At 44.3% G+C, this 25,638-nt stretch carries 21 protein-coding genes and 1 pseudogene; 4 read left to right on the top strand and 18 right to left on the bottom strand.

Annotated features, from left to right (window positions below; translation table 11 throughout):
• Nucleotides 1–205 precede the first annotated feature (205 nt).
• The 11 genes from B4G81_RS08270 to lipA all read right to left on the bottom strand — a co-directional run bounded on the left by B4G81_RS08270 (nt 206) and on the right by lipA (nt 11,435).
• On the bottom strand, nt 206–904 hold the full coding sequence (locus B4G81_RS08270; RefSeq protein WP_294081517.1) for a phosphatase PAP2 family protein: 699 nt from the start codon (nt 902–904) through the stop codon (nt 206–208).
• A 47-nt stretch (nt 905–951) separates the two neighbouring features.
• Nucleotides 952–1,782, bottom strand: a complete 831-nt coding sequence (locus B4G81_RS08265) for a tetratricopeptide repeat protein (protein WP_294081516.1) — start codon at nt 1,780–1,782, stop codon at nt 952–954.
• 34 nt (nt 1,783–1,816) lie between these two features.
• Nucleotides 1,817–3,655, bottom strand: coding sequence for a BatD family protein (locus B4G81_RS08260; RefSeq protein ID WP_294081515.1), 1,839 nt, complete (start codon nt 3,653–3,655; stop codon nt 1,817–1,819).
• 64 nt (nt 3,656–3,719) lie between these two features.
• On the bottom strand, nt 3,720–4,454 hold the full coding sequence (locus B4G81_RS08255) for a tetratricopeptide repeat protein (RefSeq protein WP_294081514.1): 735 nt from the start codon (nt 4,452–4,454) through the stop codon (nt 3,720–3,722).
• A 116-nt stretch (nt 4,455–4,570) separates the two neighbouring features.
• Nucleotides 4,571–5,593 (bottom strand): vWA domain-containing protein, encoded by a 1,023-nt coding sequence (locus tag B4G81_RS08250; protein WP_294081513.1) that lies wholly within the window; start codon nt 5,591–5,593, stop codon nt 4,571–4,573.
• A 19-nt stretch (nt 5,594–5,612) separates the two neighbouring features.
• Entirely contained in the window at nt 5,613–6,596 is a 984-nt protein-coding gene (locus tag B4G81_RS08245) for a vWA domain-containing protein (RefSeq protein WP_294081512.1), read from the bottom strand.
• A gap of 43 nt (nt 6,597–6,639) precedes the next feature.
• Nucleotides 6,640–7,683, bottom strand: coding sequence for a hypothetical protein (locus B4G81_RS08240; RefSeq protein ID WP_294081511.1), 1,044 nt, complete (start codon nt 7,681–7,683; stop codon nt 6,640–6,642).
• 1 nt (nt 7,684) lies between these two features.
• On the bottom strand, nt 7,685–8,554 hold the full coding sequence (locus tag B4G81_RS08235; protein ID WP_294081510.1) for a DUF58 domain-containing protein: 870 nt from the start codon (nt 8,552–8,554) through the stop codon (nt 7,685–7,687).
• A 20-nt stretch (nt 8,555–8,574) separates the two neighbouring features.
• On the bottom strand, nt 8,575–9,570 hold the full coding sequence (locus tag B4G81_RS08230) for an AAA family ATPase (protein WP_294081509.1): 996 nt from the start codon (nt 9,568–9,570) through the stop codon (nt 8,575–8,577).
• 200 nt (nt 9,571–9,770) lie between these two features.
• Nucleotides 9,771–10,508: a lipoyl(octanoyl) transferase LipB gene (gene lipB / locus B4G81_RS08225; protein WP_294081508.1), complete on the bottom strand. Its 738-nt coding sequence runs from the start codon at nt 10,506–10,508 to the stop codon at nt 9,771–9,773.
• Nucleotides 10,509–10,571: 63 nt separating this feature from the next.
• Nucleotides 10,572–11,435 (bottom strand): lipoyl synthase, encoded by an 864-nt coding sequence (gene lipA / locus B4G81_RS08220; RefSeq protein WP_294081507.1) that lies wholly within the window; start codon nt 11,433–11,435, stop codon nt 10,572–10,574.
• A gap of 247 nt (nt 11,436–11,682) precedes the next feature.
• Here lipA and tgt point away from each other — a divergent pair, with 247 nt between their 5' ends.
• The 3 genes from tgt to B4G81_RS08205 all read left to right on the top strand — a co-directional run bounded on the left by tgt (nt 11,683) and on the right by B4G81_RS08205 (nt 14,798).
• Complete coding sequence (gene tgt, locus B4G81_RS08215; RefSeq protein ID WP_294081506.1) at nt 11,683–12,813, top strand: tRNA guanosine(34) transglycosylase Tgt; 1,131 nt, start codon at nt 11,683–11,685, stop codon at nt 12,811–12,813.
• Complete coding sequence (locus B4G81_RS08210; RefSeq protein ID WP_294081505.1) at nt 12,810–13,913, top strand: LptF/LptG family permease; 1,104 nt, start codon at nt 12,810–12,812, stop codon at nt 13,911–13,913. The genes tgt and B4G81_RS08210 overlap by 4 nt, the downstream gene beginning before the upstream one ends.
• Before the next feature lie 75 nt (nt 13,914–13,988).
• A complete protein-coding gene (locus tag B4G81_RS08205) occupies nt 13,989–14,798 on the top strand; it encodes a peptidylprolyl isomerase (RefSeq protein ID WP_294081504.1) in 810 nt (269 codons plus the stop codon).
• 423 nt (nt 14,799–15,221) lie between these two features.
• On the opposite strand, the pseudogene B4G81_RS15325 reads toward B4G81_RS08205, so the two are convergent.
• The 5 genes and pseudogenes from B4G81_RS15325 to B4G81_RS08170 all read right to left on the bottom strand — a co-directional run.
• A pseudogene (locus B4G81_RS15325) lies at nt 15,222–15,982 on the bottom strand (reverse transcriptase domain-containing protein); the annotation flags it as partial.
• Between the two features lie 579 nt (nt 15,983–16,561).
• A complete protein-coding gene (locus tag B4G81_RS08185; RefSeq protein ID WP_294081501.1) occupies nt 16,562–17,335 on the bottom strand; it encodes a prephenate dehydrogenase/arogenate dehydrogenase family protein in 774 nt (257 codons plus the stop codon).
• A gap of 43 nt (nt 17,336–17,378) precedes the next feature.
• Nucleotides 17,379–18,452: a bifunctional 3-deoxy-7-phosphoheptulonate synthase/chorismate mutase type II gene (locus B4G81_RS08180; RefSeq protein WP_294081500.1), complete on the bottom strand. Its 1,074-nt coding sequence runs from the start codon at nt 18,450–18,452 to the stop codon at nt 17,379–17,381.
• Nucleotides 18,453–18,550: 98 nt separating this feature from the next.
• Nucleotides 18,551–19,711, bottom strand: coding sequence for a pyridoxal phosphate-dependent aminotransferase (locus tag B4G81_RS08175; protein WP_294081499.1), 1,161 nt, complete (start codon nt 19,709–19,711; stop codon nt 18,551–18,553).
• A gap of 118 nt (nt 19,712–19,829) precedes the next feature.
• Complete coding sequence (locus B4G81_RS08170) at nt 19,830–20,678, bottom strand: prephenate dehydratase (RefSeq protein WP_294081498.1); 849 nt, start codon at nt 20,676–20,678, stop codon at nt 19,830–19,832.
• Nucleotides 20,679–21,118: 440 nt separating this feature from the next.
• Between B4G81_RS08170 and B4G81_RS08165 the strand changes: the two genes are divergently transcribed.
• A complete protein-coding gene (locus B4G81_RS08165) occupies nt 21,119–22,657 on the top strand; it encodes a peptide MFS transporter (RefSeq protein WP_294081497.1) in 1,539 nt (512 codons plus the stop codon).
• Here the strand turns inward: B4G81_RS08165 and B4G81_RS08160 are convergent, their stop codons facing one another.
• Together B4G81_RS08160 and B4G81_RS08155 are read right to left on the bottom strand one after the other, a co-directional pair.
• Nucleotides 22,658–24,031, bottom strand: a complete 1,374-nt coding sequence (locus B4G81_RS08160) for a sensor histidine kinase (RefSeq protein ID WP_294081496.1) — start codon at nt 24,029–24,031, stop codon at nt 22,658–22,660.
• Between the two features lie 47 nt (nt 24,032–24,078).
• Complete coding sequence (locus B4G81_RS08155; protein ID WP_294081495.1) at nt 24,079–25,458, bottom strand: sigma-54-dependent transcriptional regulator; 1,380 nt, start codon at nt 25,456–25,458, stop codon at nt 24,079–24,081.
• Between the last annotated feature and the right edge of the window lie 180 nt (nt 25,459–25,638).

Raw genomic sequence — 25,638 nt, 5'->3', positions numbered from 1 at the left:
GTGGATACTACCGTCAGGGAGTTTATCTTTCAATTCTCTTAACTCGTTAAAAGTGATTGTTCTTGCCATGGCTTTTTATTTTTTATATTAATAATACAATTTGGTAATCTATTCATGCCATAAACATACACAAAAAAATAGAGAATCCAAATTTTTTATATTAAAATCTTTCCAAAAAAACTCTGCCTATAAACTTATAACATATTCAATGAGGTAAAGTTGCCAGGTAAGGACTAAAAACAGTAATAATTACAAGGTATATAAGGATAAAAACAGACAGCAACGTACCTTCTTTCTTACCATAGGCAGACAACCTTTTCGATGAAGGTGGGTGAATAACCGCGTTCCTGACCAATACATATATCCAGTATATAATAAAAGCCAGAAGTGTTCCTACAATCATTCCTGCAAGGATGTCAGAAATGAAGTGCACTCCCAGATAAATACGCGTATAACTATTGATTGCGGCCCACAGAAGTGTGCTCAACGTCACAAAGCCGTTCCTGAACACAAGTGAAAGAAACACTGCAATACCAAAACTATTGGTTGCATGTCCTGAAATAAACCCATATCTCCCGCCTCTATAACCATTTACAATATCTACCAAATCCTTGAAATCAGGATGATGGGTAGGGCGGTATCTTTCAAAAAACGGTTTGAAAAAAGAAGAAGAAACCTGATCTGTGACCACAAATAAGAGAATAAAGAAAAGGGTAACCAGAATTGCCTCATTTCGGCGTGCCCTGAAGAAAAAAATAAAAAGGATAAACAGCAGTACAGGAATCCAGATAAACCGTCCACTGATTGTCCACATTACATTGTCAAAAAATTGAGACTCACTGCCATTCAACGCAAAAAAGAGATCCCGTTCAGTGGGAAGCAATTCCTCTATAAATTCTTTCATATTCTTTCATATCATCATATCACCCTACCACTATACCACTACATCAATTATATGATTTCCACATCTTGTTGCCGGATCCAGCCTACACTCCCGTCAGCTATCTGTATTTCATACCAATTACCATCGTTATTCCTGATCTTCACCTTTGTTCCTTCGTGCAACTCAAAGAGTTGGTTGCTACCCGTATCTGGTGATGCGTTGACCGTAGCGGCCCCTACCATCACAATAGCAGCATCTCTATGAGTACGTTCTCTCTTTTGGCTAAATGCAAAGGTATTGGCTGTAATCATCAACAGCAGTAGAATAACCCCTGCATAAAATGCACTTTTCCGTGCCCAAAGCAGCCGGACAAAGAGATAAACAGCAGTACACCCCAGAAAAAGAATAAAAAGAACGATAGCAACAATACCCCACTGATTAGAACTGAATATGTTCCTCACCCCTTTAAACCAATTAGCAAGAAAAAGATTATCCGCCGTATCTATACGGTCGATAGTGCGAGTCTGTGCAAACCTGAGATTGTGCCGGATATCTCCGTCACCGGGATCAAGCAAAAGAGCCCTTTCATAACAAACGATCGCCTTTCCCAATTGATTATCCCGAAAATAAGCATTCCCCAAGTTATAATAGAGTTGAGCCGATACTTTGTCCTCAGTCATTCCCTTCGTTATGATCTGTTCATAAAGCGCAATACTCTTTTTATAATCTTGATCACGGTATGCCTGGGTAGCAGCCTCCGGGTTATCTTCAGAAAACATTACGGCAGCATTCGTCCCGGGATCTGCAATCTGCGGAAGGGTATCAAGTAACTCTTGTCCCACAGTAATAAATGGACCGCAGCACAGTATCAAAAAAGAAATTAATATATCTCGTTTCATATCATTTCAATCATCACATCATCCTATCACTAAATTATTTAACTTTCCTAAGCTTGTTTTCCATCTCCTCGATAGCCTTCATCGTATCATTATATATCCGATCCATTTCTGCGTTGCTTTCAGCCGGGGCATACCGCGCAAACTCACAGGCATCCAATATCTGTATAAATTTGCCGGCCAACTCTTCATCAATATTTTTTCTTGATAATTCTTCTTCAATATTGCTCCTTGACAAACGTGCAACCGGAATAGAGAGTTTATCACTGAAATATCCCCATGTGGCACGAAGCACCTCATCATAAAAACGCTCTTTATTCTGTTCCTTGAGGTATTTATTGGCTGCCTTCAACCGCTTGATGGCCATTTTATTGGCTTTTCGGGTACGTGTCAGCGCTACATTGGCATTTTCCCTGGCCTGCTTCCTGTTAATAATATAAAACAAAATCAGAATTACCAGTGGAATTAAATACCATAACCAATAACCGAATGATCCTACAAAGAATGTGGTAGAAGAGAGATAAGAGGGTTTTCCTGTTTTGAGGAAACGGATATCCTGCTCTACCTTCACATCCTGGCGGCTTACAAACGTATTTGCGACACCGCTTCCGGAATCTCCTTTGGCGATCTCCAGCTTCTGTTCGGGCACCGTCAATGTTTCATATTTCTTCTTGTTTGGATCGAAGTAGGCAAATTCCACTGCAGGCAGGGTATAAGTCCCTTCGTAACGGGGAATGGCCATATATTCTATTTTCCTGATACCTGTCAGTCCGTTCGTGGTTACGTTAAAAGAATTGGAAACCGTAGGATCATACACCTCGAAGTTATTGGGAAACTCTATTTCGGGGTTTCTTATCAGTTTCAGATTACCTGTTCCGGATATCTCCAAGGTCATGGTAATTGCCTCATTCGCTTTTACCTGCGTAGCATTCATTCCCGACTTCAAGGTAAAGGCACCTACTGCATTGGCATAACTTGTCGGCTTGTTTGCAGGAAGTGGTTTTACATTGATTGATAAAGGATTTGTCACCAGTTCTTTTTTCACATCTACCATTACCTCCTGCGTTCCGAAAAAAGTAGAAACCCGCCTTCCTGACGGAACAGAGAAGACCATTTCCAGACTTCCCCGCGGAATAGCTATCTGTCCCGGTCGCTGGGGAAACAGTAATGTTTTACGAAGATCAGCCGTATAATAGTTTCTTCCGTTATAACGTTCCAGTTGCAATTGCTGATTCGATGGCAATTCAACCTCCTCCACCATAAACCCTTCGAATTCAGGGAACTGTATCTTACCAAAATTGACAACATTCAATGTAGTATAGAGTCGGAATGTAACGGTAAATCCTTCTTGTTCATAGGGGTCATTCTTGGATACTATTGCCCTGATAAAGGCATCATTGGAAGAAACAGTGGCCGTACCTGTACTACCCGATGCACGCTCTTCTCTCCTCTCCCCTCCTGCGGAAGGTTCTTGCGATGATGATTCGTCAGGAGGCAGTACTTTTATCTGCAGTGAATTAGATTCATAATTACTCCCATTGATCTTGATTGAAGCGGCAGGGATCGTAAATGTCCCCGTTTTTTTCGCCACCAGGATATAGGTATAAGTGACGGAACTTTCCGATGTAGTCTTGCCGTTCACTGTCCTCTGGCTGAAACTGGTGGATACGCTAGGACCAAACAACACATCAAAATCGGGAATATCAGGTAAACGGAGATCTTTCCCCTCCTTGTTCAGAAGATAACTTAGCCTGAATTGTTCACCTTCGACTACTGCCGCTGGGGCTGAAGCTTTGAATGTTACTTGTGCAAGTATGTTATCGGCGCCTGCCGATAACATAGCGAAAAGAAGAATATATATATATATATGTCTCATACGAGTGATTTTAATATGCCAATAAATTAGCATATTGGCTTATTAGCTCATTGATGAATTAGTTTTACCAATTCTTATTGTTCCTCCTGTTATTTTCAGCTTGCTCTTCCCTCTCCTTAGCTTTTATCTGTTGTACTTTTTCCTGGGTATCGCGCTCATCCTGTTCAATAGCCTGAAGCAATTGTCGTGCATTATCGCGCGACATCTGTTCGGGTTGTTGAGGTTGCTCGGCACGCTGGTCCTTATTTTGTTGATTTTGTTGTTGATCCTGCTGCTGGTCCTGTTGTTGATCCTGATCCTGCTGTTGTTCTTGCTCCTGATCCTGTTCTCCACCGCCCTGATCCTGCTGTTCATCCTGAATCATTTTCTGTACCACTGCCAGGTTATACCTGGCTTCATCGTCCTCAGGATTCAGCCGTAATGCCATTTTATAGGCCTCCAACGAACCCTGCAAATCTTTCTTCTGCAACATCGTATTACCTATATTGTGCCATCCGGCAGAGGCAGTTACCGGATTTTCCTGCTCAAGTGAAACATAGTGATTATATTTCTCTACGGCTTGATCCCATTCTTTCTGGCGGTAAAGGGCATTCCCCAAGTTGAAGTTCGCCTCCTTCGACGCAGCATTTCCCTCCACCGCATTTTCATAGGATTTAGCCGCTTCCGAATATTTTTCCTGCTTGTATTCCTTATTTCCTTTGCGGATGTTCTTACGCACATCCTTCTGTCCGGATGCAGTTACAGGCAGCATCACTCCCACCAGAAGAAAAAGGATATATTTTATAAGCAACTTATTCATTTTACAATACACTTAGCAAAATTACCAGTTATTAATTACTAATTTCTATAAAATCAAAAACAATTATCAAATCAGTAAAACATCACTACCTGTTCCGATTCATCGGAATCAACAAATCATTTAAACACCCTCACATTTTTGAAAAGAGGATTCTTCTTGTCATAGATAAGTATCTCCACCAACAAAATCACTAACAGTATCCACGCAAGCATGGAAAACTTCTCATCATATTCAGAGTAAGTGAGGCTGGTTGTCTTTCCGGTTTCCAACTCATCAAGCTGCTGCTCCAATGCCCGGATGGCGCTATTAGAATTGTCGGCACGCACATACAACCCATTTCCACTCTGCGCTATCTCCATTGCCATTTGCTCATTCAGCCGGGAGACCACTATATTGCCTTCTGAGTCAGTCATAAAATTACTACCATATTCCATAGAAGGTACCGGTGAGCCGTCGGGCGAACCAATGCCCACAACATTAATCATCACACCAGTCTTTGTGGCTTCAGTAGCAATATCGACCGCACTCCCACCATGATCCTCACCGTCAGTGATAATCACCATTGCCTTACTCATTTCCTGATCACCTGAGAAAGAACTCATCCCCAGACTGATTGCCTGTCCTATTGCGGTACCTTGTAAAGGAACAAGGCTTGGATCGATGGTGTTGAGGAAAATCTTAGCCGACTGGGTATCCGATGTCAACGGCATCTGCACATAAGCTTCTCCGGCAAAGACGATCAGGGCTATTTTATCATTCTTTCGCAAGTCTATCAGCCTCGAGAGTATCTGCTTGGCCCGTGCCAACCTGTTGGGCGACACATCTTCGGCCAGCATTGAGTTGGAAACATCGATGGCAATGACCAATTCAATACCTTCCTTTTCCACCGTCTCCACCTTTGTACCGAATTGTGGCCGGGCAATCATGATAATGCCCGCACATAATGCCGCGAAGATAAGCCAGAATTTCAGGTAAGAGCGTTTCAGGGAAAGATCGGGCATCATTAACTTCAACGTAGTGAGATTACCCATCTTTTGCACATCTCTTCGTTTCCTGATGTTCAGATAGATATATAGTGCCAGCAACAAAGGCATGACAAAAAACAACCATAAATATTCCGGATTTCCGAATCTAAACATATCTACCGCATTTTATTTATCAAGGCAGGTTCCTCAACCAAGTCCTTCGTAATAGCAATTCCATCAGTATTAATCCCATAGCAGCCAACGCAAAAGGAAGGAACAACTCCTTGCGCCGTGTCACATTCTGTACACTAATAAGGTATTTCTCCATCTCATCGATCTCCTCATACACCCGACGAAGTCCTTCAGTATCCTGGGCACGGAAATATTGTCCCCCGGTCATTGCAGCAATCTCAGTCAGTGTTTTCTCATCTATATCTACCGGCATATTCTGCATTCTTATCCCGTAGGGTGTATTTACAGGCGTAGGAGCCATCCCTTTAGTGCCAACACCCACCGTATAGACCCTGATACCGTAAGAACGTGCCAGGTCGGCAGCCGTAAGAGGGGCTATCTGCCCACTGTTATTGGTTCCATCAGTAAGCAGGATTACCACGCGCGACTCCGATTGACTATCTTTTAACCTGTTGACAGAAGTAGCCAATCCCAGTCCGATGGCAGTACCATCCTCTATCATTCCAAATTCTATATCATTCAATAAATTCAATAACACCTTATGGTCGGTAGTGAGTGGACATTGCGTAAAACTTTCCCCGGCAAAAATCACCAACCCTATATTATCGTTAGGTCGGTCGGCAATAAATTCAGATGCCACCTTTTTGGCGGCTTGTAGCCGATCCGGCTGCAAATCCTGTGCAAGCATAGAACCCGATACGTCGAGTGCCATTACAATATCAATCCCCTGTGTCTCTGTCTCTTCCCAGCTGTTGACCGACTGCGGCCGCGCAATCACAATGATAATCAGCACAATCGCAATTATCCGTAATACAAAAGGGAGATGGCGCATATAAACCCTGAAGTCGGGCTTCATGCTTTTAAAAGCTCCGGTGGAAGCCAATTTAAATGAAGCCTGAGTTTTCGACAGGCGCAACACGTACCACACGATCAGCGGGATAATCAGTAGTAACAGATATAGATATTCAGGATGCAGAAATTCCATTCTTATTTACTTTTTATACCATTCTTCTTGTCTCCCATTCTCCTCATCTCCTTGTCTCCTGTTCCTTTTCACTATCCTCTCCCTTCACAACAGGATCCGGTTCCCGGGTCTGGTTCACAAAGAAATAAGCATTCACCAGGCTCAAATCATTTTCATCCGGATAGGGTTTATATTTTGCAAATTTCACCAGATCGGAAGTCGACAAGATCTGCTTCAGGTTCTCATACACCGACTCCACATCCGTAATTTTCCGCATTTCATTCAGGATCTCACCCGAAGTCATCTCCATAGCATTGATCCCCTCCCGCTCGTATATATAAGAACGAAGTATCTCTGTCAACTTGCTATAGAATTCTTTCTCCCTTCCCTGTTGCCAAATTTTACCGGCTCTAAGTTTATCAAGTTCGTTGATCGCACGCACGTGTGCCGGCAGCACCTGAGGAGGTTTAAAGAAATAACCTTTTTTCTTTTTATTCAGTACGAGATAAATGATAAATCCTATCAATCCGATTAACAACACCATACCCAACACAATCCAGAATATCCACAGGTAATCTGTCCATACGAAAGGAGCTTTGCGCACCGATTTTATATCATTAAGCTGTAGTTGTCTGAAATCGATAGAGTCCGTTTCGCCCTTATTCATCCGCTCCAGATAAGCCAATGTGGAGTCACTCAACTCCGGAGATACCACTTTCAATCCGAATGAGTTAGAATAAACAGTATCGATTCCGTCAAAAACAGGAATATGTGGAATATGATAAAGGGTAGAATCAAAAGAAGTGACTACATACTTGAAATTAAGTGTCATCACATTATTCTCTATCGTGGTATCGGGTGGCAACATGGCAATCACTTCAATACCGGGTATTATCTCCTTTTCATAGACCGGGAAATGAATAGTCTTTTCCTTGGGAGTAATCACCTTCAGGTTGATCAACGCCTGTTCTCCGATTATAATTTCAGTAGGTTGGACCGTCGCCTGTACCGAAGCTTTCTGTGCAACAAGGGAGGTAACAAATAAGAAACACAGGGTAACCACAGCTACCCACCGGACTGAAATGCTATGTATTTTTTCCTGTTCCAAGCTACTTTCTCTGTTTAAATAGTTGCAGTAACAATTTCACATAATCACTTTCGGTAGAGACCGAGACACTGTCTACACCGCTCTGACGGAAGGCATTACCCATCGACAATTGCAGATCGTTCCACCAGGAATGGTAGCGATCCCTCACTTTTTTGGAGGAGGTATTGATCCACCGCTCTTCTCCTGTCTCCGGATCTCTTACTTTCATTAAGCCGACCGGTTGCAATTCTACACTAAGCTTGTCATATACCTGAATAGCCGCCACATCGTGTTTCTTGGCTGCAATACGGAGTGCCTGCCTATAGTCGCTGGCGTCAATAAAGTCAGATATCAGAAAAGCAGTGCAGCGCTTCTTGATGGCGTTGGTCATATAGCGCAGCGTCACATTCAGGTCTGTACCGCTACTTTCCGGTGTAAAGCCCAATATCTCCCGGATAATATAGAGAATATGTTTTCTCCCTTTCTTTGGAGGAATAAATTTTTCTACCTTGTCGGTAAAAAAAATCACCCCGATCTTATCATTATTCTGGATAGCTGAGAATGCCAGCGTAGCAGCTATTTCCGCTACTATGTCGCGCTTCAGTCGGGATTGTGAGCCAAAGCCAAGACTTTCCGACACATCAATCAGCAACATCACCGTCAATTCACGTTCTTCTTCAAATATTTTGATATAGGGCCGGTTGTAACGTGCCGTCACATTCCAGTCAATATCGCGCATATCATCCCCGTATTGATACTCACGAACCTCAGAGAAAGCCATACCGCGCCCCTTAAACGCAGAGTGATACTCACCCGCGAAGATATTCCGAGAAAGACCCCGCGCCTTGATCTCTATATGCCGTACTTTTTTAAGTAGGTCGGTTGTTTCCATGTGTGCTGCCTCTTATCTCCTTACGGCACCTCTACCCTGTTCAGAATTTCGCTGACGATCTCCTCGGAGGTCATATTATTGGCTTCCGCCTCGTAGGTAAGACCGATACGATGGCGGAGTACATCATGACATACAGCACGGATATCTTCCGGAATCACGTACCCCCGGCGTTTGATAAATGCGAAAGCACGTGCGGCCAATGCCAGGTTAATAGAAGCACGGGGAGATGCTCCGAACCCGATCATCTCTTTCAGGTTCGACATGCCAAACTGATCCGGGAAACGGGAAGCAAATACGATATCGATAATGTATTTACTGATCTTTTCATCAATATATACTTCTTTCACCACTTTACGTGCCTCCAGAATAGCTTCTTTAGATATGACTGCCTTATCGATGGCCACCGGATCGAAGATATTCTGGCGAATAATCTGTTTCTCTTCTTCTTTGGAAGGATAAGAGATGATTACCTTCAACATGAAACGGTCTACCTGCGCTTCCGGTAACGGATAAGTACCCTCCTGCTCGATAGGGTTCTGGGTAGCCATCACCAGAAAGGGATCAGGCAGTGTATAGGTTTGCTCGCCGATGGTCACATGACGTTCCTGCATTGCTTCAAGCAGTGCACTCTGTACTTTTGCGGGAGCACGGTTTATTTCGTCTGCCAATACAAAATTGGCGAAGATGGGACCGTGCTTCACTTGAAACTCTTCTTTACGTTGACTGTAAATCATGGTTCCGATCACATCGGCAGGTAGCAGGTCGGGGGTGAACTGGATACGGCTGTAATCCGCATCAATCAGTTGAGCCAGCGTTTTAATCGCCAGGGTTTTTGCTAGTCCCGGTACCCCTTCCAGTAATATATGTCCATCTGATAATAATCCTATCAGCAGCGACTCCACTAAATGTTTCTGTCCCACAATCACTTGGTTCATTCCTGTAACAAGTGTCTGGACGAAGCCGCTCTTTTGCTCTATTCTCTCATTTAGTTCTTTAATATCGACAACTTGGCTCATATTTTTAATTATTGAAATTTCACAAAAGTCAGTCGTTATGAGTCGCCTTCGCTCCTCGATTTCTAATTTTGTACCGACAAAACAAATAAATTTGCCGTCTGCTCATTGCTTTACGAAATAGTTGAATTTTTCGAATTACAAAATTAGAAATGTTAAAGAGGTTTCTTGTCGTTTCGGGGTTAAAAATGTTTAAGTCTTTATTATAACTCCATCTCGAAACGATGAGTAAAAGCTCTCTTCATTCGTTCGGAAGCCTCTTCAAAGTCGATCTCATGTCCCAATTCCTTTTGAATTGAGGTCACACCGCGATCCTTGAAACCGCAAGGATTGATATAATTGAAATAGGATAGATCAGTATTGACATTGAGCGCCAATCCGTGCATCGTCACAAAACGGCTTGCCCGTACACCAATCGCACATATCTTCCTGGCCCTGAGTGGAACAGCCACATCAATCCAAACCCCCATTGCTTTTTCGTCCTTTTCTCCTTTAATACCATATGTATCCAACGTATCAATCACCACATCTTCAAGCATGGAAATATAACTTTTTATTCCCATCCCGAACACTTCCAGATCGATAATCGGATAGACTACTAATTGCCCCGGTCCATGATAGGTGATATCACCTCCCCGATCGATGGCATGGAGGTCGATATTCTTGCTTCTGCAAACATGATTAGCGATCAGTAGATTTTGTTTGTCACCATGTTTGCCAAGGGTGTACACATGTTCATGTTCACAAAAGAGGAGGTATTGTTCTTTTTCACCCCTCTCTGCGTAGAATTTTTCACATTTTCCAACCTTGTCCTCTCCTTCCCATTTTGATCGCATATCCGATTTCGCCCGAACTATCGATTCAAACAATTTCTCCTGATAATCCCAGGCTTCCTTGTAACGGATACGTCCCAAATTCTCGAAAATCACTTTTTTGCTCATGCCTCAATTAATTATCACGATTTCCCGAAGGTCGGGACAAGTTGTCCCGTTTTATCGGGATCATCAAACATGCCTCTCTGCATGATAGGAAGAACGCACCAAGGGTCCACTCTCTACAAACTTAAACCCTTTCTCCAGTCCGATAGCCCTGTATTTTCGAAACTGCTCAGGCGTCACGAATTCCTTCACTGTCAAATGTTTTCTTGTAGGTTGCAAGTACTGCCCAATAGTAAGCACCTGGCATCCCACATGAATCAGGTCGTCCATTGTTTCCAATACCTCTTCCTCGGTTTCTCCTAGTCCGACCATGATCCCCGATTTAGGTTTCGTCTTCCCGCTCTTGGCAATGGTCTCTATCGTCTTGAGACTGATATCATACTTGGCACGACTGCGCACCTTGGGCGTCAAACGCCTCACAGTTTCCATATTGTGCGATATGATCTCCGGCCCTGCATCAATCACCTTATAAATCAACTCCTCTATCCCATTGAAGTCAGGGATAAGAGTTTCGAGCGTCACCTCCGGATTTCTTTCCTTGACCCGCCTTACGGTAGTAGCCCAGAAGTTAGCGCCCAGATCGGGCAGATCATCCCTATCTACACTGGTAATCACACAATGTTTCAGGTTCATCTTCTCAATACTTTCAGCCAGCCGGTCCGGTTCGTTCCAGTCGACAATTCCTTGTGGACTGCCCGTCTTGACGGAGCAGAACCGGCAGGCACGCGTACAAACATCACCCAGAATCATAAAGGAAGCCGTCCCCCTCCCCCAACATTCCGAGAGGTTGGGACATTTCCCACTTACACAGATCGTATGCAATCCTTTCCTCGCAATAATCTCTCTTACATCCAGGTATTGCTTCCCCTGGGGAAGCGATATTTTGAGCCAATCCGGCTTTCTTGCCATTAATTCAGATTTATTCTCCATATTTCTTCTTGTTTCACTGCAATTTTTTAAATGTTATCCGGAGAACAAAAATACGATTAAATTCGGGTATTTGCTAATTATTTTTCAAGCACATTCATCTTATGGGCATATTAACTTCACTTCGTTCCGTGTAACATTGTCCGACAAATTAGTACACCAACAAATCAGCAAATTATCACTACCTGCCCCGACAAAACGGGATTAATTTCCTATCTTTGCCCCAAAAATAAAGATAGAACAAATCATATTGGATTTCCAATTATTACATACAGACCCCCGATCGAGTGCCCGTGCGGGCATTATCACCACCGATCATGGAGAGGTGGAGACTCCTGTATTTATGCCGGTAGGCACTGTAGGGAGTGTAAAGGCTGTGCATATCAGTGAACTGAAAGAAGATATAGGAGCGCAAATCATTCTGGGCAACACCTATCATCTTTATCTTCGCCCGGGGCTGGAGATTCTCCGCCAATCCGGTGGATTACACCGATTTAACAGCTGGAACAAACCAATACTGACAGATAGCGGTGGCTTTCAGGTATTCTCACTGACGGAAAACCGAAAACTGACCGAAGAAGGAGCCGAATTCCAGTCGCATATCGACGGATCCCGCCATTTCTTCAGTCCGGAAAAAGTGGTGGACATTCAACGTGTCATCGGTGCCGATATTATGATGGCTTTCGATGAATGCACTCCGGGAGATGCCGATTATGATTATGCAAAGAAATCTCTCGACCTTACCGAACAGTGGCTCGACCGCTGCCTTGCCCGCTTCCACGAAACAGAATGCCCCTACGGACATCGACAAACCCTTTTTCCCATCGTGCAGGGATGTGTATATCCCGACCTCAGGCGTCGTGCCGCAGAAAATGTGGCAGCCAAAGGAGCGGATGGCAACGCTATCGGTGGACTTGCCGTGGGTGAACCCACCGAAAAGATGTATGAAATGGTGGAGTTAGTCAACGAAATTCTCCCCCAAGACAAACCGCGATACCTGATGGGAGTTGGTAAGCCGGAAAATATTCTGGAAGGCATCGAACGCGGTGTGGATATGTTCGATTGCATCATGCCAACACGGAACGGGCGCAACGGGCAGCTTTTCACCAAACAAGGCGTGATAAATATGCGCAACGAACGATGGAAAAACGATTTTTCACCTATCGAGGAAGATGGCGCATCGTTTGTAGACACCCTCTATAGTAAGGCCTACCTGCGGCATCTTATTAATGTAAATGAAATATTGGGATTGCAGATTGCTTCCATACACAACCTGGCCTTTTATATATGGCTGGCACAGGAAGCAAGAAAACATATTATCGCCGGTGATTTTTCTGAATGGAAACCGGCAATACTGGAAAATGTGACCAGACGATTATGAAAATAGATAACGATTTTTTTAAGATAAAGCGACTGGACAGGTATATCATCGGGAAATTCCTGGGCACTTATGTTTTTATGATCGCACTGATCATCTCAATTGCAGTGGTGTTCGATATCAACGAGAAGATTGATAAATTCATGACCAATAATGCTTCGTTGAAGGCGATTATATTTGATTATTACCTTAATTTTATTCCCTATTATACCAACCTGTTCAGTCCATTATTCGTCTTTCTGGCCGTTATCTTTTTCACTTCCAAAATGGCCAATAATTCTGAGATTATTGCCATCCTGTCGAATGGAATCGGATTTAAAAGGATGATGAAGCCCTATATGATCTCTGCCCTCGTCATTGCAATCTTTTCCTTTGTCTTTGGAAGCTATGTCATCCCACCCGCCAATGCCACCCGCATTGAATTTGAGCAGACCTACGTCGATTCCCGGAAGAAGGTGACAGGCGACCGGGATATCCAGTTCAGGGTAGGCCCCCAGACCATCGTTTACTTCGGGAACTTTGATATGACTAGCAACACGGGATACAATTTCTCAATGGATCACTTCGACAGCCTCCAATTAACAGCAAGACTTACAGCACAATCTATCCGGTATGATTCGGCCTATCACTGGACCATCAGTAATTATCAGCTGAGACGTTTTGAAGGATTAAATGAGACAATCACCAAAGGTACCTCGATAGATACCATCCTTCATATCGTCCCGAATGATTTTATCATTGCCAAGACCGACCAGCAGATGATGACCTCCCCGCAGCTCCGCGGTTATGTCAAGAGTCAAAAAGAACGGGGATTAGGAAATATACAGGCATTCCAGATAGAATACCACTCCCGGATTGCCTCAGTATTTTCCGCATTTATCCTGACTCTCATTGGAGCCGCTATCTCGGCAAGAAAAGTAAAAGGAGGGATGGGACTTAACATCGGTATCGGGCTGGCGTTAAGTATGGCTTATATCCTCTTCATGACCGTAAGTTCCACATTCGCGGTGAAAGGAGGAATGAGCCCATTCATTGCCGCCTGGATCCCGAACGTCATCTTTGCCGGTATCGCAATGTATTTCTACAAAAGGGCGCCGAATTAATAGAACGATATGATGATGTGTCAATACCAAAAAGTTATCCCTGACTTGTTCCGATTTATTGATAATTCTAATTTTATGATACGAAACATATTAATCCTTACTTTAATTGCAATGTCCTGGCAGACCCATGCACAGACTAATTATCCGACGATTGTCATTGAGACTAATTATGGAACAATGAAAGCGGTATTATATGATGACACGCCCAGGCATAGCAATCATTACCTGAATCTGATAAAGGAGGGTTATTTCGATGGTACCCTCTTCCACAGGGTTGTAAAGGATTTTGTAATTCAGGGTGGAGCGCAGGATTCACGGAATGCTCCCGCCGGCGTACAAATTGGCGGCGGACGTACCGATATGGAGCTGATGCCTGAATTCCGTGAGTACAGGTTTCACAAAAAAGGAGCGCTCGCTGCTCCCAGAAAGGGAGATGACCAGAACCCGCAGAAAAAATCGGATGCATCACAATTTTACATCGTCCAGGGAAGAGTCTATACACAGGGACGGCTCGACTCTATGGAGATGGCAGTGAATGTGCCCATCAAGAATGAAATTATCCGTACCCATTATTTGCCGCACAAAGAGGAACTCGATCAGCTCAAAGCTGCCAACGATGCAGTAGGATTCAATGCCCTGTTGGATTCGCTTTTAAATGAGGTGGACTCACTGTATGAAATAGCTCCCGGCAAATTCTTCCTTCCCGAAGAATTAAAAGAAGCATACACTACCCTTGGCGGCATTGACCGTTTAGATGGAGAATATACCGTCTTCGGAGAAGTAACCGAAGGGCTGGAAGTGATTGATAAGATCGCCGCCCTGCCGGTCGATGGCAACAGCCGTCCCGAAACCGACGCGAAAATCATAAAGGTTTATACAGAGTGACACAATATTTGATGGAAATTCAGAAATGGTTTTTCAATATGAGATACTGTATATTTACCGAGCTAATGTCTATGTGACCACCAAATTAACTCTCCAAATGGAGAATTCCATACGTATTTTAAAAAGGATTTTCACCTCAGTTCTTATAGACTCGTAACTATTTTATAATCGAGTAGGAAGATAGGGATTATTTCCCTATCTGTCCTCTCACACCACCGTGCATACCGTTCGGTACACGGCGGTTCCTTAGTTTACAACCTTTAAGGAGTGGTAATAATCAGTAAAGAATAGATAGCCTGCTTGGCGTAGTCGCTCGTTGGTCATAGTAGTACTTAGAATAAAGCTGTTAGCGGTATGCCAATGGTTTTTTCTGGTATTTGACCATTCCCTCGCTTTCGATTTCTTCACGCCAAGTTTTATCAGGTTGGCAAATTTGGTCTTTATCCGTTTCCATTGTTCCCAAATGACCATTCGCAGTCGCCTGCGATACCATTCGTCCCTCTTTTGTAGTAGTTTTTCCATATCTGCCAGCTTGAAGTACTGAACCCACCCCTTCAAGGCTCCTTTCCGCCTTTCGTTGCCCCAGCCGTTGCTTCCTGATGTCAGTTCCTTTATCCTGGCTCTCATCTTTACAACACTTTTGGGATGAACCCGTAGTCTGCACTCCCGCATTTAAATAACGATGTATCAATGACAATACTCTGCCGTCCTTTATGGTTCGGGAAAGTATTTCTATCAATCGGCTATGGCTTACGCTGTCAAAGAACTTTTCCAAGTCCATATACACTGCGTAATGATAGCCATCCGTTATCATCTGCCTACTGCGCTGTAACGCCTGATGAGCACTGCGTTTCGGTCGGAATCCGTAACTGCTGTCCGAGAATTGGGGGTTCATAAAGTTTACTGAGTTCTTGGAAAATTGCCTGTTGGATAACTCTGTCCACCACCGTGGGAATACCCAGCATGCGTTTCTTTCCTCCCTCTTTAGGTATCTCTACCCTGCGTACAGGATTAGGGCGGCACTTACCTTGCAGGATGCTGACTATTAGTTGATGTTTGTGGCTGCGCAAATAGTCGCCTAACTCTGCGACTTCCATTTTGTCGATTCCCCCCGCTCCCTTGTTATTCTTTATGGCTAAATATGCCTTATTCAAGTTCTGCGGTGATAGTATCATCTCTAATAGACCATATCCTTTCCCCTCTGTGTTGTCAATGTTTTCTGTTTCAGTTTATCCGGTAACTTTCATTGAAAATACATTTACTAAAGTTCTATCCTTCCTAATGCCTATCACTGCTTTAGTACTATGGCGTCTGCTGACTTCTCACGGCAATTGTTATCCGTATTTCATACTCCGTTTCCATACGTCCGTGAGACCTCCCGTGGTAAGGCAATTAACTTTCATCCCATCCCTCCGCCCTATTTACTCCTCGCTGTCCGTGTAATCTTTGGACTTCAACTTGTTATGCAGTCTTATCCCAGCGAATATGCTTGGTAGGATTCGTGTTCCTCGGAGCAGGACTTTGCATACGGCTTCCTTCAGATTCCACCTCGCGATGGACACCCTTGCCTTCTGCTAATGGTTGGCGATTACAAACCCCCATAGTGGAATTTCACCACCAAGTTAATTACCATGCACGGCACACAAAGAAGAGTCCACTCCGAAAATCTGGAGTGGACTCAAACTATTATTGATATTTTATCGGATATAGGGAGCTGACCCGATAACGGGTCAGCTCCTTACAGCAACAAGAGTAACAATTTCTTATTCTATATTTTTCCGTACTCCCGTTAAAAAGGCTTCCATTTTCTCGGAATCTTTCTCCCCGATAATATCGAGCAACTCACGTAGTTTCATCCTTATATTTTCCAATTGTTGCGGCGTATGAGGGTTAAAAAGGATTTCCGTCAGGAGGTAATCATCTTCGGAGAGCAGTCCCTGTGCGATACTCATGTGCTTTTTAAAGGTTGTCCCCGGTGCATCCTGATGTTTCATCACCGAAGCAAACACTAAGGTGGAAGCAAAGGGTATGGACAGGGAGTATGCAATGGTCTCGTCATGTTCCCGGAATGAGTATTCAAATACATTGAGTTTAAGTCGATGATAGAGATCCCTGAAAAACACCTTCCCCATGTGTGAAGATTCGGAAATAATAATGGCACTTTCCCGGCTCAGGTCGTTCAGGCTGGCAAAGGTGGGCCCGAACATGGGATGGGTGGAGACATAAGGGCGTGTGCGTTCCTTGTAGAATTCCTCCAGTCCTGTTTTCACCGACGCGATATCGCTCAGGATACAAGTTTCGGGTAGATAGGGCAATACGTTATGAAAGGCAGGAATGGTGTATTTAAGCGTGGCAGCATTGATCACCAGTTCCGGCGCAAAATCTTTTACTTCCTTTGCATCGGTCATCCGTTGCGTGTTATAAATAAAACGAAGTTTTTTAGGATCCGGATCCAGCACCGCCACCTCGTGGTCGAAACTCAACACATCGGCAAAAAATGACCCCATCTTGCCGGCTCCCAGAATTAATATCTTCATACTTTTAAAATTACTAATTACCAATTACCAAATCATCACATCATCAGATCGATTTCGCCCTTTCCATAATCACCATTTGCTGACGTACCGATTCGGAGTGGATGGCTTCCAGCACCAGTTTGACAAAGTCTCCCGACATTTCCATCCGTTCGGCTTGTCCGGCGCGGTCGGTAAGGATCTGGTCGTAACGATGTGTTTGGAGGATCGGCATATCATGTTCCAGTTTATACTGTCCGATTTCCCTTGATACCCGCATCCGTTTGGCCAACAGTTGCAGGAGTTCATTATCCAGGTCATCGATCTGTTCACGCAGGTCTGAAAGATCTTCCGTAGTCTGTACCGTATCCCGGATCACAAGGTTGTGGAGGATCTCTTTCAGGGTAGCAGGTGTAACCTGTTGTGCCTTGTCACTCCATGCCTCATCGGGGGAGCAATGCGACTCAATGATCAATCCTGAGTAGTTGAGATCCATTGCCTGTTGGCTTAATTTAGCGATCAGGTTACGGGCGCCGCCGATATGGCTTGGGTCACAAATAATGGGCAATGTAGGAAACCGCCGTTTCAGCTCAATAGGGATATGCCATTGAGGGAGATTGCGATAGATGGTTTTGTCGGTTGTGCTGAATCCGCGGTGGATTACTCCCAATTTTTTTATTCCGGCATTATATAACCGTTCCAAAGCGCCGATCCACAGTTCCAGATCGGGATTGACGGGATTTTTGATCAGTATCGGGATATCCACCCCTCTCAGCGTATCAGCTATTTCCTGTACCGCAAAAGGATTTGCCGCCGTACGGGCACCGATCCATAACATATCGATGCCATACTTTAAAGACTCATAGACATGCTTCTCGGTCGCCACTTCGGTCGACATATACATGCCGGTCTCTTTTTTGGCTTCCATCATCCATGCAAGGGCAGGACTACCTATTCCCTCAAACCCGCCCGGTTTGGTTCTGGGTTTCCACACGCCAGCCCTGTATATTTTCACCCCGGTATCTGCCAGTTGCCGGGCAGTGTCTATCACCTGCTCTTCCGTTTCCGCGCTGCATGGGCCGGCAATTACAAGCGGCCTCTTGTCATCTATGCCCGGTAATAAAATTGATTCGAATTCCATATTATTGTTGTTTTATTGTTTGTTAAATAAGAAGTTAAGAAGTTGAGAAGTGAAGACGTTTGGGATTCTCCAACCTAATCACTTAACTGTATAACCACTCAGGCACCTAGCCACTTAACCACCCTATGATATGCTTCCTCCAGTTTCTTCGCTGACGATCCCAGCGAAATCCGGATAAACCGGTCGCCGTTGTTCCCGAAAATAGCCCCTGGTGTGATAAACACTCTTGCCTTGTATAGCACTTCATCGACAAATGTTTTACTATCCGACGCATCATTGGGGAGTTTCCCCCATACGAAAAGGCCTACCTGACTTTTATCATAACTACATCCTAAAATATCCATAATCTTCTCTGCCCACACCCGTCGTTCACCATATATCTTGTTCATGTTGGCATGCCATTCATCCGGATTCGACAATGCGGCAATGGCTGCCAGTTGCATCGGTTTGAACTGCCCGCTGTCGATGTTACTTTTTGCCTTGAGTACCCATTTCACAAATTGAGGATTGGCTGCCAGCATTCCTATACGCCAGCCCGACATATTATGGGATTTACTCAATGAGTTGAGTTCTATACAGATATCTTTGGCTCCCGGCACCGACAAAATACTGATCGGCTTGTCGTTCAGTATAAAACTATAAGGATTGTCGTGACAAATAATGATCTCATGCCTTTTGCCAAAATCGACGAGTTTCTCAAATAACGCCATCGATGCATTGGCACCCGTAGGCATATTGGGATAATTGACCCACATCAGTTTTACCTTCGACAGATCCATCTTTTCCAACGCTTCGAAATCGGGCTCCCAACTGTTGTTTTCCAGCAGGTTGTAGGAAATTACATTTGCCCTGAGCATTTCCGATACCGAGCTATAAGTGGGATAGCCGGGGTTTGGCACTAAAACACCATCTCCAAAGTTGAGAAAGGTCATTGAGATATGCAGTACTCCCTCCTTTGAACCGATCAACGGCAATACCTCATCTTCGGCCAATTCCACCTGATATATTCTTCCATACCATTGGGCAAATGCTCTCCTCAGTTCCGGAATACCGGTATAAGGCTGATAAGCATGTGTGTCGGGGCGTTGCGCCGTTTCACAAAGTGTGCGTATGGTCTCCTCCGACGGCATACGGTCCGGGGCGCCTACTCCAAGGCTGATCACATCTTTCCCTTCGGCATTCATACGGGCCACTTCCGCCAGTTTTACCGAAAAATAATATTCGGATATCGATTTTATATGTGCTGCGGGCTCTATCATATTTTTTAAACTAAAAACTAAGAATTAAAAGTAAAAAAATTAAAAATAATGATTTTCGACATTTTACCGTTTCCTTTCTCCATCACCTTTCCACCTTTCCACTTATTCACCTTTTCACTCATTCACTGAATCCCTGCTTCTCTTCCCTGTATTCTCCCAACACTTTCAAATCACTGATCAGCGGCATAATCGCATCGATGGATTGCCGGTAACGGTTGTAATCGGTGAAAGTAAGGTCGATATAGAACTGATATTCCCATTCTCTTCCGATAATAGGCAACGACTGGATACGGGTGAGGTTGATATTATAGAATGACAATACCGAAAGGACCTGGGAGAGGCTTCCCTCGTTGTGAGGCAGCACAAAAACCAATGACGACTTGTTGATATGGTTTTCCTTTTGTACTTCCCGGAGCATTTCGCCCTGTGCCAGGATAAGAAAGCGGGTAAAGTTCCTTTTGTTGGTCTCAATCGCTGAGGCGAGGATGTCCATTCCATATTTCTCTGCAGCCAATGTGCTGCAAATTGCCGCAGCCGATGTCATTTTCTTATCCCGGATATCTTTTGCGGCAAGGGCTGTATCCTCGTGTTCCACTATTTTTATACCCGGCAGGGTATCAAGAAAAGCTTCGCATTGCATCAAAGCGATGGGATGTGACATCACCTCCGTAATATCTTCTATTGAATTGCCGGGAAGTGCTGCTAATGAATGTGATATTCGCAATTTATGCTCTCCTGCTATCTGCACGTCGCTCATTTTCAGTAGGTCGTGGTTCTGTAACAGGCTGCCGGCAATGGTATTTTCAATTGCCATCATACCTATCAAATCGGGGTCTTTCCTGGTTTCCGCGAAGACATCACGAAAAGTACTACATGGTACAATTTCCAATTCTTCGTCCCTGAAATATTCACGGGCTGCAATCTCGTGGAATGAACCCGCTCCTCCTTGAATGGCTATTCGTTTCATCTGAACTGTTTTTACATCAAAAAAAAGTCCCACCGTGTAATCGGCAGGACTTTATTTTATTTTGATATGATTTTTTAATTCTTCTCATTCTGCATATAAAATCCCGCCTTCACCTACTAAAGTAAAAGTAAAACCAGAAACCAAATGCAAAAACAGAAGTAATCATTGTCTAAAATTTTCTTTTTGTAAATCGACATGATGGAAATATCATCCCGATAATGACTGCAAAAGTACTACTTTTTTCTTTTCGACAAACAAAATAAAGAAAAATATTTTATATTTGCAGAAAATAAGAGGCACTTCAGGCAAACACAAGCAAGCTTGGTTTACCCTTCGGCTTTCATTATTTTGGCACATCCATAATTGAGAAAATGTAATAAGACTTAAAACAGTCTAACCTTGTGAACTAATATATTCATAACCATATAAAATTTTTATCAATGTTTAAAGATCATCCAAAGGGATTACTTGGAGCCGCCCTTTCCAATATGGGAGAACGCTTCGGATTCTACATTATGATGGCGATTTTAACCTTGTTTATCTCGTCAAAATTCGGACTAAGTGACACAACTACACTTGTGGTCTACTCCATCTTCTACTCGCTTACCTATGTGCTTGCACTTTTGGGCGGCTTTATTGCCGACAAGACGAAGAAGTATAAGCAGACCATTATGGCGGGGTTAGTATTGATGATGATAGGTTATCTGCTTATCGCCATCCCTACAAAGACGCCGGTCGCTAATATGGCTTTGATGTTGACCGTTACCTGCGTGGGTCTTTTTGTTATTGCGCTGGGAAACGGCTTCTTCAAGGGTAATCTTCAGGCTGTCGTCGGGCAATTATACGACAATCCGCAGTATGAGCACAAGCGAGATACCGGGTTCCAGATCTTTTATATGTTCATCAATATCGGCGCCGCCTTCGCACCGCTTATCGGTATAGCGGTCCGTAACTGGTGGTTGCAGAAGAATTCATTCCTGTATGATGCCACCCTCTCCACTCTTTCACACCAATTCCTGAATGGTAAAATGGAAGGGCAGGCACTCGATCGTTTTACGGAACTTGCCAATAGTGTCAGTATTTCAGCACCGGTTACAGACTTGACAGCCTTTGCCAATAATTATTTGAACGTATTTACAACTGGATTTCACTTTGCCTTTATAGCGGCAGTGATAATGATGCTTGTTTCGTTGATCATATTCAGCGTGAATAAAAATAAACTTCCCGATCCGGCCAATAAAGTGGTAAAGAAAGAAGACGGTACTTCGGAACAGGTGCAAATGGATATCAAGGAAGTCAAGCAACGTATATATGCCCTTGCGGCTGTATTCGGAGTAGTCATCTTCTTCTGGTTCTCATTCCATCAGAATGGTGCGACACTTACTTTTTTCGCCCGGGACTATGTTGATTTGAGTATGATCAATATCAACCTCGGCTTTACAACCATCCAGGGTGCAGAGATATTCCAGTCAGTCAACCCGTTACTCGTGGTCTTATTGACCTTCCCGATTATAGGATTATTCGGCTGGTTGGCAAGAAAGAACATGGAACCTTCCACACCGCGTAAAATTGCGATAGGGATGGGTATTGCCGCATTGGCTTATATTCTGTTGATGCTTGGATCGATAGGTCTTCCCGATGCATCGGAAAGATTGGCCATGGGCGGGCTGACAAATGCGATGCGCGTTTCTCCCTGGTTACTCGTAGGCACCTATTTTATCCTTACCGTGGCCGAGTTATTTATCAGTCCGTTGGGATTGTCATTTGTGTCAAAGGTGGCTCCTCCCCATCTTCAAGGTCTTATGCAAGGATGCTGGTTGGCAGCCACGGCTGTAGGTAACTTACTTGTCGCACTTGGCGGACTTTTCTATGAGTCACTCCCGTTATGGGGTACATGGCTTGTGTTTGTATGTGCCTGTAGCATCTCCATGGGAGCCATGCTTGCGATGCTCAAATGGTTGGAAAGGGTTGCAAAATAATCAATGGAAAAAAGTCATCCTGAAAACCGTCCATTCCCTGTCGGTGAAATGGATCAATGTGCCGTCGTGCAGACGCATGATATAACGTGACACACTCAACCCGATGCCGGTACCGGCATCCTTGGTAGTGAAAAACGGGACAAAAATATTGGGCAGTACCTCTTCGTTGATGGGCTGCCCATTGTTATATACATCGAGGTGTGTTTTCTCTCCCTCTTCTGACAGCGCTATCCTGATCTGTCGTTTTTCCTGCCCCTTTTGAGTCACTCCTTCGTCGCCATCATATCCTTCACCGCCTGCAATGGCTTCGACAGCGTTCTTCAACAGGTTTAGCAGTACTTGCATGATTTGGGATTCGTCCAATAGGATTACAGGCGATTTATCCGGTAGGTGCAAATTCACCGATATTTCTTTTTCTTCAAGGAGTGCCGTCTCCAACGAGACTGCCCGTTCGATAAGTGATTGCAATGAAACCGGTTTCAATTGAGGTTTGGGGATCCCCGTAAAACGGCGATAAGAGTTGACAAAACTGATCAGCCCTTTGGCTGTTGAATTGATGGTTTGTAAGGCTTCGACCGTATTTTGCATCAGTGAATCTTCTTCATAGGGCTCATCCTGACGGAAAGCGAACAGCAACGAATCGGTCAGCGACGTAACCGGGGCAATGGAGTTCATGATCTCATGGGTCATCACCCGGATCAGCCGAATCCATGAGTCCATTTCCTTGTAATCGAGTTCACTGCCGATATTATTCAAGGTGATGATTTTCAACTTCTTCCCTTGCAGCGTAAGCTCGGAGGCCCTCAGGCTCAACTGCACCTCCTCCCGCTCATTGGCAATTTTTATGGTTTTCACGTCCGACGCTTCCAGGTTGCGGAACAATTCGGGAAACGATTTATCGATATGGTCCAGCTGGTTGACATGGGTGAAGACTGAAAGTCCCAACAGCTGGTTGACGGTACGGTTTATCTGTACCACTACATTGGCTTCATTCAAAATGATGATGCCCGTGGAAACGCTCTCCATGATCACACTTAGGAACTTCTCATTCTCAATCACCTCCTTGCGGGCTTTTGTCAGGATCTCCTTGATACGGTTCATCATCTGGTTCAACTCTTTCTCCCTTCTTGACAATTTGGTCTCCGCAAAATTGAATGAATAATCTCCGTTATCCAACGCATTGAGCAGGAAAATGATATTCTTGTTGAACTGGTTGTAACTCCGGCGCAGATTATGAAGAAGAAAAACAACAAGCAGTATCGATAATGCCATATAGAGATACTCTGTTTGTATGGCAAAATAAGTACTCATCACAATTGCCGCGACCAGCAGGATCATATAGAGATATAACTTGTATTCGATGGATTTGAACATAGTCGGGTGGTTTTAAAAGATATAATTTGGACATGACCGGGATGGTTTTAAAGTCCGTATTTCTTGATCTTGCTATAAAGCGTAGGCCGGGAAACACCCAGTTCCTTGGCAATAGCCGATATGTTGTTCCCATAACTATTCATGGCACGTTCAATAAGCACCCTTTCCATCTCTTCCAGGGTCACATTTTCTAACGCTGAGCTCTTTTTGCGGCCTCCCCGGGTCTCCTGGGAACGAAGAAACAGGTCGGACGAATCGATTATCCGGTCATCCGATAAGATAAGCGCTTTCTCTATTGTGTGTTCCAGTTCGCGCACATTGCCCGGCCAGTTGTATTCCTGCATTCTGACAATTGCCTCTTTGCTCAGCTTCACTCCCGTTTTATTGTATTTCGCCGTAAAACGATCGAGGAAAAACGAAGCCAGTCCGGGGATATCCTCTTTCCTGTTACGCAACGGCGGCACTTCAATTTGAATCGTATTGATACGATAGAGGAGGTCTTCCCTGAACAGGCCATCCTGCACATCATGAAAAAGGTCGTGATTGGTAGCGCAGATCAGCCGGATATCTACTGCTATCGGCTTGTTGCTTCCTACACGTATGATCTGCCTCGATTGCAGGGCGTTCAATAGTTTCGCCTGAAGCGGATAGCTGAGGTTCCCGATCTCATCGAGAAAGAGGGTACCTTTGTCTGCCGCCTCGATCTTTCCGGCACGGTCGCTATGCGCATCGGTGAACGAACCTTTCACATGGCCGAAAAGTTCACTCTCGAACAGCGTTTCAGTCACCGCTCCCATGTCCACCGTCACCAGCGATTCATTAGACCGTGGCGAGAGTTGATGTATCCTGCGTGCAATCACCTCTTTACCGGTTCCGTTCTCGCCGGTAATCAACACGTTGGCATCGGTCTTAGCTACCTTTTCTACCAGTCGTAACAGGTCCCGCATCGCCTGAGAGTCACCCCAGTAGGTGTCGCCTTCCCTGTTCAGCTGGGAATTAAGTACATCCTGCTTCTCTTTCAGCTTGGTCACTTCCTTCCGTGACAACCTCAATTCCAGTGCCGACTGTAATGTGGCCAACAGTTTGGCGTTATCCCAGGGTTTTACCACAAAATCGGTAGCGCCTTCCTTCAGCGCGGTAACTGCCAGGTCTATATCGGCATAAGCGGTAAAAAGCACTACCGGCAGGTCGGGATTTACTTTTTTCACCTCCGAGAGCCAGTACAGTCCTTCATTTCCGGTATTGATCCCGGCGGAATAATTCATGTCGAGCAATACCACATCCGGCATTCTCTCCCTCAGCGTAGACAGCAAGGCGTTGGGAGAGGAAAGGAGGGTTACCTCTTCGAAATGGGCATTCAGTAAAACCTTCAATGCGCTGAGCACATTTTTGTTGTCGTCTACAACGAGAATACGGCCTTGTTTCATTTTGTTAGAACTGAGAGGTTGGAACTTGGAACTTAGAAGTCAAGAAGTCAAGAAGTCAAGAAGTAGTTTCAATATACCAATGAAAATAATCCCGATTAGCGTATTCTTTTTTCTTGACTCCTGGTTCTTGAATCTAAGAACCTGTTTTGAATTTAGAATATTAATATAATATATTGAATA

This window comes from Proteiniphilum sp. UBA5384, assembly GCF_002410825.1.
Taxonomy (GTDB): Bacteria; Bacteroidota; Bacteroidia; order Bacteroidales; family Dysgonomonadaceae; genus Proteiniphilum.
This window is presented reverse-complemented; position numbering and strand designations above follow the sequence as displayed.